This is a genomic window from Synergistaceae bacterium (genome assembly GCA_012728235.1).
GTDB lineage: Bacteria > Synergistota > Synergistia > Synergistales > Synergistaceae > JAAYFL01.
In genome coordinates this window covers 1-10380 of the sequence record JAAYFL010000104.1, presented here as the reverse complement: position 1 = coordinate 10380, position 10380 = coordinate 1, and the positions used below count along the sequence as shown (strand labels likewise).

12 protein-coding genes and 1 tRNA gene are annotated in these 10380 nt (G+C 38.1%); 2 read left to right on the top strand and 11 right to left on the bottom strand.

Features of this window, described 5'->3' with window-relative positions; all coding sequences use genetic code 11:
* Nucleotides 1-469, bottom strand: a 469-nt coding sequence (locus tag GXZ13_06670) for a cation-translocating P-type ATPase (GenBank protein NLX75495.1), incomplete at its 3' end; no start/stop codon positions are given.
* A gap of 79 nt (nucleotides 470-548) precedes the next feature.
* Between GXZ13_06670 and GXZ13_06665 the strand changes: the two genes are divergently transcribed.
* Nucleotides 549-636, top strand: a tRNA-Ser gene (locus GXZ13_06665).
* Between the two features lie 254 nt (nucleotides 637-890).
* A complete protein-coding gene (locus GXZ13_06660; protein NLX75494.1) occupies nucleotides 891-1253 on the top strand; it encodes a hypothetical protein in 363 nt (120 codons plus the stop codon).
* A 65-nt stretch (nucleotides 1254-1318) separates the two neighbouring features.
* On the opposite strand, the gene GXZ13_06655 is transcribed toward GXZ13_06660, so the two are convergent.
* From GXZ13_06655 to GXZ13_06610, 10 genes are all read right to left on the bottom strand, one after another.
* Entirely contained in the window at nucleotides 1319-2491 is a 1173-nt protein-coding gene (locus tag GXZ13_06655; GenBank protein NLX75493.1) for an aminotransferase class I/II-fold pyridoxal phosphate-dependent enzyme, read from the bottom strand.
* A complete protein-coding gene (locus GXZ13_06650; protein NLX75492.1) occupies nucleotides 2488-2985 on the bottom strand; it encodes an Lrp/AsnC family transcriptional regulator in 498 nt (165 codons plus the stop codon). Before GXZ13_06650 ends, GXZ13_06655 begins: the two co-directional genes overlap by 4 nt.
* Nucleotides 2986-3027: 42 nt before the next feature.
* Nucleotides 3028-3381, bottom strand: a complete 354-nt coding sequence (locus tag GXZ13_06645; protein NLX75491.1) for an arsenate reductase family protein — start codon at nucleotides 3379-3381, stop codon at nucleotides 3028-3030.
* Between the two features lie 71 nt (nucleotides 3382-3452).
* Complete coding sequence (locus tag GXZ13_06640; protein NLX75490.1) at nucleotides 3453-4295, bottom strand: Mrp/NBP35 family ATP-binding protein; 843 nt, start codon at nucleotides 4293-4295, stop codon at nucleotides 3453-3455.
* 36 nt (nucleotides 4296-4331) lie between these two features.
* The gene (gene cadA / locus GXZ13_06635) at nucleotides 4332-6317 is read right to left on the bottom strand and encodes a cadmium-translocating P-type ATPase (GenBank protein ID NLX75489.1); all 1986 of its coding nucleotides are present in this window, start codon (nucleotides 6315-6317) and stop codon (nucleotides 4332-4334) included.
* A 34-nt stretch (nucleotides 6318-6351) separates the two neighbouring features.
* Entirely contained in the window at nucleotides 6352-6834 is a 483-nt protein-coding gene (locus GXZ13_06630) for an MOSC domain-containing protein (GenBank protein ID NLX75488.1), read from the bottom strand.
* Between the two features lie 68 nt (nucleotides 6835-6902).
* Nucleotides 6903-7301, bottom strand: coding sequence for an iron-sulfur cluster assembly scaffold protein (locus GXZ13_06625; protein NLX75487.1), 399 nt, complete (start codon nucleotides 7299-7301; stop codon nucleotides 6903-6905).
* 22 nt (nucleotides 7302-7323) lie between these two features.
* Complete coding sequence (nifS, locus tag GXZ13_06620; GenBank protein ID NLX75486.1) at nucleotides 7324-8496, bottom strand: cysteine desulfurase NifS; 1173 nt, start codon at nucleotides 8494-8496, stop codon at nucleotides 7324-7326.
* Nucleotides 8497-8724: 228 nt separating this feature from the next.
* Nucleotides 8725-9345, bottom strand: coding sequence for a hypothetical protein (locus tag GXZ13_06615; protein ID NLX75485.1), 621 nt, complete (start codon nucleotides 9343-9345; stop codon nucleotides 8725-8727).
* 101 nt (nucleotides 9346-9446) lie between these two features.
* Nucleotides 9447-10380, bottom strand: a 934-nt coding sequence (locus GXZ13_06610; protein ID NLX75484.1) for an AMP-binding protein, incomplete at its 5' end; no start/stop codon positions are given.

Below are 10380 nucleotides of genomic sequence, written 5' to 3'. Positions count from 1 at the left end.
TTATAAGAGAGTCCATGTTTGTGTGAAAGTGAACAAAGGCTATCCAAGCGCCTTTTATCGTCTTGCGCCCACAATAAAATATAGCAAAAAAGGCAGCAATAATTTCAAGATATGGATACCATGAAAAGCTGACGTTATAAATCATATGCAAAAACATCAGAATAGACATGGGTAGCCCGACAGCCCATATCATAAGTAAATCTAAGCGCGCTTCTTTATACTGTTTTTCGTCTAGATCAGAAGATATATCTTTAGAAATACTGTAACCTACAGATTTGACGGCTGTTTCGAGCATTTCAAAAGTAACTGCTGGATCAGCCACGACGAAGGCTGTTTTAGTGGTTAGATTGACAGAAGCGAAAGTTACTCCGTTAACCTTTGCAATAGCTTCTTCTGCAATGCCTGAGCATGTGGTACAAGTCATTCCCAGAACGCTAAAATTCATTTTGATTTCATCCGTATTGCTCATAAATTTAGCTCCTTTTCTAATAAAAATGTTAAAATACTTGCCAGTTTCTCAAAGACATGTATAATATTTAACGTCGGTAGGAGAGCTGTCCGAGTGGTCGATGGTGATTGACTTGAAATCAATTGGGTGTCAAAGCCCCGGGGGTTCGAATCCCTCGCTCTCCGCCATCTCTTTGTTATCACTACGATCCTATGACATAGGGTCGTTTTTTTAATTCTTTTTTATAGTATAACTTATGCTCTTTAAAATACAGGTTATTTTGCTTATTTGTAAATTCGATAGATTTTCAATTTTATAATTTAAAACAGCAAATAGTAAGAGTTATCGTTTTTTATATTACGAAGACCTCTTAAAGTTTTGATAAAAACTTTAATGGGTATATTATAATTAATAATGAAAATTAGATATGGGAGGAATTACTATGAAGAAAATTATCCTAGTTCTAATATTATTTCTAGCAATGTCTTCGCCTGTTTTTGCTGCTTTTGGGTCTAAAGGAGTAATACCTGGAGCAGATCCTGTTGAATATAGAGGGTTGAAGATTACTTCGGAGGGAGTAAATATAGTAATTGTTAATCGCAGTGAAAATAAAGTTACGTTTTCTGCCGCTTGTGTTTTTGTAGGGCAGAACAACAAAAATTTAGGAGATTTTTTCATAGAAAAAATAACTTTAGAGCCGCTGGGGCACATTCAGCTTACAAAACTTTATTTAAAAGGCGATGTGAAACTTTCCCGAAAAGCAGAGTATTTAAGGTGGACAGTTTACACTCTTGAAGAGAAATAATAAGGACAAAATCAAAGAGCTTGTCATTTAACAGATAGTTTCTTTAAGTTTGTCCTGGGTTGTATCTATACGGGGTTACTTCTTAGTCTTTTTAGAAATTTTGATAAGCGCTTCATGGCTTCACGTATCTCGTTCAGAGAGCAGGCATATGAGATTCTGACATAATTATCTGCACATTCTCCAAAAGCCACTCCTGGTACAATAGCTACATTTTCTTCCTCTAGGAATTTCTGGCAAAACTCTTCTGAATGCAATCCAAATTCAGAAATATCTGGAAATACATAAAACGCACCATATGGCTCAAAACAGGGCAAGCCCATTTCTTTAAATGCGTCCAATATGTATCGTCTTCTTTGGTTATATGCATTTCTCATCGCGACAATGTCTTTCTCTCCTTCTTGTAGGGCTTTTACAGCCGCATATTGACTCATTGTCGGAGAGGACATTATGCCAAACTGGTGGATTTTTAACATATATTCGAGAATATGAGAAGGGGCTAAAGCATAGCCTAGTCTCCAGCCGGTCATAGCATATGACTTAGAAAAACCGTTTATAAGAATTGTTCGTTCTTGCATCCCAGGCAGGGACGCGATGCTTACATGTCCCCCATTGTAAGTGAGCTCACAATATATCTCATCTGTTATAACAAGTATGTCATGTTTTATTATTACATCTGCCAAAGGCTCAAGATCTTCCAGCCTCATTATTGCACCGGTTGGATTGTTGGGATAAGACATTAAAATGGCTTTTGTTTTTGGAGTTATAGCATCTTCCAGCTGTTTTGCCGTTAGTTTAAAACTATTATCTGCGGTCAAAGAAATAGGGACAGAAACTCCTCCGGACATAATAATACAGGGTTGATATGATACAAAACATGGTTCGGGACAAATTATTTCATCACCTGGATTAATGATTGCACGTAGTGCTATATCAATAGCTTCGCTGCCACCGACTGTTACCACTACGTCACTTTCAGGATTATAATTAAGCCCATATTTTTTCTCAACATATTTGCAAATCTCAACACGTAGTTCTTCCAGCCCGGAATTCGAGGTGTAAAAGGTTCTTCCTTTTTGGAGGGCATTTATGCCTTCTTCTCGTATGTGCCAAGGAGTATCAAAATCAGGTTCTCCTATACCCAAAGAAATCACATTTGGCATTTCATTAGCTATGTCAAATAACTTACGTATTCCGGAAGGTTTTAATGTTTTAATTTTTTTACAGATAAAATCTCTCATGGAGCAATAACCATTCTTTTGTCTTTTTTATCTTCGGCAATAGCAATTCCAAATTCTTTATATTTAGTTAATACTATATGTGTAGAGGTACTCCTGACCTCTTCCATTACAGCCAACTTAGTGGTTACGAAGTTTGCGATTTCACGCATTGTGGCTTTTTTCAAAATTACAGTAAAATCATAGCCACCAGCAGACATGAGATATAGGGATTCTACTTCTGGATATTTGTATATTTTTTTTGCAATGCTGTCATATCCCATACCTCTTTGGGGAGTGACCTTTAACTCTATAAGAGCTGAGATTTTATCATCCTCAGTTTTATCCCAGTTGATAAAGGCGTGGTAACCGCAAATTAACTGCTCGTCCTCCATGGCTTTAATCTCATTTTCTACTTCTTGTTCAGTGAGGGCAAGCATAGAAGCTATTTCTTTTGCTGTTAGCTTTGCGTTTTTCTCGAGATATTCGAGTATCTTATTTCTGTCTATTGTATCCAAAAATATCACCTCTGTTTTTTAAATTTTGTTGTACAGTATACTCTATTTCCTAAAAAAAAGAGCCCACTGTTCCTCTTTAAAGCCAATAAGAATTTTATCATTGGTGACAAGAATAGGTCGTTTGAGCAGCATACCGTCTGAAGCTAAGGTCTCTATCTGCTCCTTTTCGCTCATTTCCGGAAGTTTTTTGGTTAACTGGAGTTCTCTGTATTTCATCCCACTTGTATTAAAGAATTTTTTAAGAGGAAAATCACTTTTCTCATACCAATTAGTGATTTCTTCTACAGAGGGATTGTTAGCTTTTATATTGCGTTCTGTATAGGTAAGTTTATTCTTATCAAGCCATGCACGGGCTTTTTTGCATGTTCCTCAATTCGGATAACAGATAAATAACATTGTATAACCTCCATAGGTTTATTTTTTGTGCTGAAGCAATTCAAAGCTCACTGCGTTGAATTTTTTACTGTTTAATTATCTTCAGTATTTTTGAAAAGTTCTTCTATTTCTTTTACAGCCTCTTTAAGCCAGTCTTCATTAAAGCTTTCTATTTCTCCATGATCGCAAAGAGTTGCCACGGCAGGATTTAAAGGAAGTTTTGCCAAAACTTTTAATCCATGTTTCTGAGCTATAGTATCCACATTACTTTTGCCAAAAATTTCGATTTTTTTATCACAATCAGGACAGGAGAGATAACTTAGGTTCTCAATTATACCTAATATAGGAATACTCATCTGCTCCGCCATTTTAACTGCCTTTTCGACAATCATGGAGACAAGTTCTTGTGGCGATGTAACTATAATTATGCCGTTTAATGGCAGTGACTGAAAAACAGTGAGAGGGACATCTCCTGTTCCTGGAGGCATGTCCACAAGCAGATATTCTATCCCACTCCAAATGACATCGCTCCAGAACTGTTTTACTATATTTGCTATTGCAGGGCCCCTCCATATAATTGGGTCAGTTGGATCCTGTAATAGCAAATTTACAGACATTATATCTATGCCGGTTTTTGTTGTTATAGGGATAGCACCATGTTCGTTTGTTGCTGCCATCTCTTTAATCCCAAATATTTTTGGAATTGAGGGGCCTGTTATGTCTGCATCAAGTATGCCAGACGAATGTCCCTGTTTTTGCATTTCTATAGCAAGGAGAGAGGTAACAAGAGATTTGCCTACCCCGCCTTTTCCACTTACTATTCCAATAACCCTGTCTATTGAGCTAAGAGGATGTGCTGCAACAGAAAAGTCATGTTCGGGGCACTCTTCCTTGCAGCCATCGCAGTTGTGTGTGCAGTTTGATTCAGTAGCCATAATGATTATCTCCTCACTTGTAAATATTATTTTTATTTATATTTTGGAAGCTCTGGTTGAATTTAAAATAGCCATAAGAGCAACTCCGACATCGGCAAAAACTGCCTCCCAGAGACCGGCAACCCCAGCAGCTCCGAAAATAAGAAAAACTCCCTTTACACCCATAGCCATAAATACATTTTGCCAAACGATACTCCTTGTTTTTTGAGCGACTCGTAATAGCTCTGCGACTTTAAGAGGAGAATCATTGAGTATCACAACGTCCGCTACTTCGACGGCTACTTGAGAACCAAAGCCTCCCATAGCAATTCCCGTTTCCGATGTAACGAGTACCGGGCCATCGTTTATACCATCTCCAACATATATGGTTTTGGTAGTATCTCCATCACAGAGCTTTTTTAATGCTGCTACTTTGTTCCCTGGCAATAGCTCAGCTTTGAATCCATCCAATCCTAATGTGGCCGAGACTGATTTTGCGACTGATTCGCTATCTCCAGTTAGCATATATACCTTTTCCATCCCATATTCGTGCAAATCCTTTACAGCTTGATAAGATTCTTTTCTTATTATGTCATCTACCACAATATAGCCCTGATAGACGTTATTTTTCGCAACATGGACAATAGTGCCGTTTTTGGAAAAAGAGGGAATTTGAATAGCATGTTCTGCCAGGAGAGTTTCGCTTCCTACTAAAATTGTATTTTTATCATATTTTAACAACATGCCTTTTCCTGCGATCTGCGTTAACTGTGCATCTTGTGGAATTGTCATTTCTCCCGAGGCTGCCAAAATAGACTTGGCTAAAGGATGATTTGAACCTACCTCAGCACTTGCCGCCGTGTGCAGCAATTCTTTTTCCGAAATGCCTTCTTGAGGATATATACCTTCTACTTCAAATTTGCCATATGTTAGAGTACCTGTTTTATCAAACACTGCTATTGACACCTTACTTAAAGCATCAAATACATTGGCTCCTTTTACTAAGATGCCTTTTTTGGATGCAGCACCTATTCCTCCGAAGTAGCCAAGAGGTATCGATATTACAAGAGCACATGGACAGGAAATGACTAGAAGTACTAGTCCCCTATAAAACCATTCTTTAAAATCTCCATAACCTATTATAGGAGGTAAAAGGGCCACAAGAGCTGCTAATCCAAAAACAGAGGGCGTATACCACCTCGCAAACCTTGTAATGAAACGTTCAGTCGGAGATTTGCGTGCTGTAGCGCTCTGTACCATGTCAAGCATTCTAGAAATTGTAGAATCTTCAAAAGGTCCTACGGCTTCTATAATTAGCATGCCGTCTAAGGATAAAGTGCCTCCGTGTACAGCAGAACCCTCCTTGACGAAGATAGGTTTTGACTCGCCGGTTATGGCTGAAGAGTTAATTTGAGAGGCACCGTTCACTACCATCCCATCTATGGGAATAATTTCACCTGGAAGGACTTGAACCTTATCTCCTTTAACGATGTCCTTAGGATTTATGCTTGTGATCTTCCCATCTTTTAAAAGATTAGCCACCATGGGCTTCTGTGCTAGCAGGGCTTTTATTGAACGACGTGAATAAGAGGATGCCTTTCTTTGAAAAGCTTCACCCAACCTATAAAAAATCATTACTCCTACTGCTTCTGAAATCTGTCCTATTGACACTGCAGCAAGGGAAGCTCCTCCCATTAAAGTAAATTCGTTAAAAAAGTTTCCTTTGAGAAGAGAAAAGAAGGCCGATTTTAGCACAGGGAATCCGCAGATTAGGTATAGTGCTAAAAACACCACATTAAGAAGATTGACATTAACATATTGTTGGAAAAATTCTTCTATAACAAGACAAAGTGCAAATAGAATCCCAGTAATGATGAGAAAGCGTATTTCCTTATTGAATTTTTTTATGTCCGAACGCTTCTCTTCTTCAATCTCATCGAAAATATCTGCTATTTGATTAGAAGAACAGCATCCACAACCCGAGTGTTCATCGGCATTTTTATTACTTCCATGATTATGGCCACAGATTTTTGTGTTTCCCATTTAGATTCTCCTTATAAAGATAAAATCTTGTTATTTATGAACCAGTTTCTGTCCTTCTGTTTTTTATTTCAATAGTATCCCCAACTCTAACTTTTCCACCTTTTATTACTCTAGTAAAAATGCCTTTTTGTGGCATGATACACTCACCTATTTGTTTGAATACTTCACAATCATAATGACATTCTTTGCCTATTTGAGATACTTCAAGCAAAGCATCTCCGACACTAAGAATATCTTTTAGTTTAAGCAGGGAAAGTTTAATATTTTCAGTGGTAAGGTTTTCTGCGAAATCTCCAGGTTTTAAAGATGGCATTTTTTCAATCATTGTGGCAATATCTTCAATTGCAATAATGCTTATTTGCCGGTGTGCGAAGCCGAAGTGAGCGTCTCCCTTTAGCCCTTTCCCCTCTATCAAAATACCTTCGTTTATATTAGTTTTTATCATGCCTTTTTTCGGAGCAGAGCAGACAGCAAGTATTTTCCCTTTTGTATTTTCTTTTTTTTGTGCGGATTTCATTTTATACAGAAGGCCTCTTTCCATTATGTTTTTAAATTGTTATTAGTTTTCGTGGCATCGCTATCTTTCTAAGAAAACAACCCCTTAGGGATTTGTTCTCCTCTTCTTCTAAAGTAGTCCAATACAGCTTCTTTGATACCTTCCTGTGCAAGTAAGGAACAGTGTTCTTTAGCTGGTGGTAACCCGTTAAGCTCTTTTACAACATCCATATCCTTGATTTTTAATGCCTCACTTAAGGATTTACCTTTCACCATTTCAGTAATCATGGAACTGGTTGCAATAGCAGCAGCGCAACCAAAAGTTTCAAAGCGTATATCTTCTATGATATGTTCATCACTGACTTTAAGATAAATTTTTATTGTGTCTCCACATACGGCATTACCAGCTTCTCCTATCGCATTTGCGTCTGTCATCTTTCCTGAGTTGCGAGGGTTCATAAAATAGTCTACAACTTTTTCGTTATACATGGTTTTTTCTCCTGCTATATTTTTATTTGCTGCTATAAAAAGGAGATATGGCTCGAAGTTTCTCTACAATAGGAGGAAATTTCAAAAGTAGACGGTCAATGTCTTCGTCCGTAGTGTTGCAACTAAGGGTGAAACGCAGTGATCCGTGTGCACTTATGTGGTCATATCCACATGCCAAAAGAACATGACTTGGCTCAAAATTGCCGGCCGAACATGCAGAGGCGCTAGATGCGGCGATTCCTTCAGAGTCAAGTAGTAGCAACATGCTCTCTCCTTCTATATATTTAACACAAAAACTTGCGTGAAATGGCAATCTTTTTTCTCTGTGTCCAGTTAGCTCTATTTCCGGTATTTTTTCCAAGAGTCCATTAATAAGTTTGTCGCGCAACTTTTTTATCTTTTCTGTAGTTCCGTCTGAAAGTCTAAACACAGCTTTTTCTGCTGCCGCTCCAAAACCTACAATAGCAGGAGTATTCTCCGTGCCTGCTCTTTTTCCGGATTCTTGCCCTCCACCATGGATGATGGGAGTGAGTTCCAATCCTTTGCGAAGAAAGAGGGCTCCAATCCCTTTAGGCCCGTACATTTTATGAGCAGCCATTGACATTAAGTCTACGGGAATTTTCTTAACGTCAATTTTTACATGGCCCGCTGCTTGAACGGGGTCTGTATGGAATAGCACTCCTTTTTCTCTACAAATAGCTCCAAGTTCTGCTATCGGTTCTATTGTGCCAATTTCATTATTCCCATACATGACCGAAGCAAGAATCGTATCGGGCTTAATAGCTTTTTTAAGTTCTTTCGGATCTACTATTCCTTGCCTGTTGACAGGCAAAATGGTGTAATCAAAACCTATTTCTTGTAACCAGTTTAAAGAGTTCAAGAGTGCATGATGTTCTATTGCACTTGTTATTATATGTTTGCCTTTCTTACTTAAAGCAAAGGCAGTGCCTTTTATTGCCAAGTTATCTGCTTCACTTCCGCTGCCTGTAAAGATAATCTCTTCTGGATCAGCATTTATGAGACTCGCAACCTGTCCGCGAGCTATCTCTACGAGCTTATGTGCATCTCGTCCAAATTTATGCAAGCTATTAGGATTGCCATAGGCATCGCAAAAAAGCGGGAGCATGGCATTCAATACTTCCGTGTCAACTTGTGTGGTTGCGGAATTGTCCAAATATATCCTTAGCTGGCTCATTTCGAGTCTCCTCTTTGAAGTTTTAAATCTTTATAATTTTATTTAGTGGTTTCTTGTTGTGTTCAGAATAAATAGCAACTTAGTGTAGATTAAAGCTGTAGAATGTCTTTGTCAACTTATATGCAAAAGGTGTGATATAAGTAACGATACAAGCTCTTCGTAGTACAAAAATATAAAACGCAGAAAACAAAGAGTCCCCTGCGTTTTATAATAGAAAATATATTGTAATTACTTACTTTTTATTTTTTTTTCAAGTTCCATTATTTTTATCTCATCATGAGTGATTTTCTTATAGCCCTTTGGTTGCATAAAAAGTTCAATAGAGGGTTTCCCTAGCTTAATCTTCGTAAATTCGTAAGAAGAGTTCCCGTAAACAGCTGCGGTTTTAACAGGAAGAGGGAAATTATCTCTGTACCACTCGTAGTACTCGTATTTATTTTCGGGGTCTCCCTTAAGTAATATGCTGACAAGATATTTTTTCATTCTATATGTGTCGACTTCTTCATGCCCGATAAACTCCCGAGTCAAATCTCCGAATTGTCCTTCTTTGGGGCCATCTAAATGTGCCACTGGAGCTGACATTGGGTAATCGTCCTCTATATAACATCTAATCTTGGGGTATATTGTCCACATTACCTTTTTGTCATATCTTATTACTAATATTTCTCTTCCATTATCTTTGTCATAACGAGTCATTGTGTCCGACACATATATATTGCCCGTTTCAACACTTTCGCCTTCCTTTTCAACATAAACAGCGCTGAATTCAGGAACAGCGTTAGAAGCGAATGATAAAGAGGCCGCAGTTAAAACTAATAAGACTATTAAGAGTAGAAAACAGCGTTTCATAAATAGATATCTCCTTCCGGCAATGTCTCAATATTATATAAGAATTGTACTTAGGGAGTCTGCAGGGAATACCTAATTTTATTCGAGAGTTTCATAAGTTTTTATTTAAGGGCATCTTGTAATCCGAATTTTTTTACTGCTTCTTCTCTCATTTTATATTTTAAAATTTTTCCAGCTACGTTCATGGGAAATTCCTCTGTAAAATCAACGTATCTAGGACATTTATGTCTAGACATATTTGCTAAGAAGTAGTCTTTAATTTCTTTTTCCGTACAGGCAACTCCATCTTTTAGAATGACACAAGCTGCTATTTCTTCTCCGTAGATTTTATCTGGAACGCCAATAACTTGGACATCTTTTACCTTTGGATGGGTATAAAGAAACTCCTCTAGCTCCTTCGGATAAATATTTTCTCCTCCACGTATAATCATGTCGCCCAGTCGTCCCGTTATACAGAAATTGCCCTCTTTTGTGCGACAGGCAAGGTCTCCTGTATGGAGCCAACCATCTTTGTCTATGGCAGTAGCTGTTGCTTCAGGTAATTTATAGTATCCCTTCATAATGTTATATCCACGAGCCACAAACTCTCCTATTGTTTCGTCCGGAGCATCTTCACCTGTTTCGGGATCTATGATTTTGCACTCAATCTGGGGGAGAGCACTCCCCACAGTCGCCACCCGTACTTCCAGGCTATCCTCAAAGCTGCTCATGGTGCATCCAGGTGAAGCTTCCGTTTGCCCATACACGATGGTAACTTCTTTCATATTTATTTTTTCTACTACATCTCGCATTTTTGATATAGGGCAGGGACTTCCTGCCATAATTCCGGTTCTCATGTATGAGAAATCAGTTTTTGGGAAGTCTTCGTGTTCCATCATTGCAATGAACATTGTTGGAACTCCATGAAAACACGTTATACGCTCTTGATTTATACAAGCAAGAGAAGATTTTGTAGAAAAATATGGAAGTGGCATTTGTGACGTTCCATGTGTCATGGCTGCAGTCATAGCCAAAACCATTCCAAAACAGTGGAAC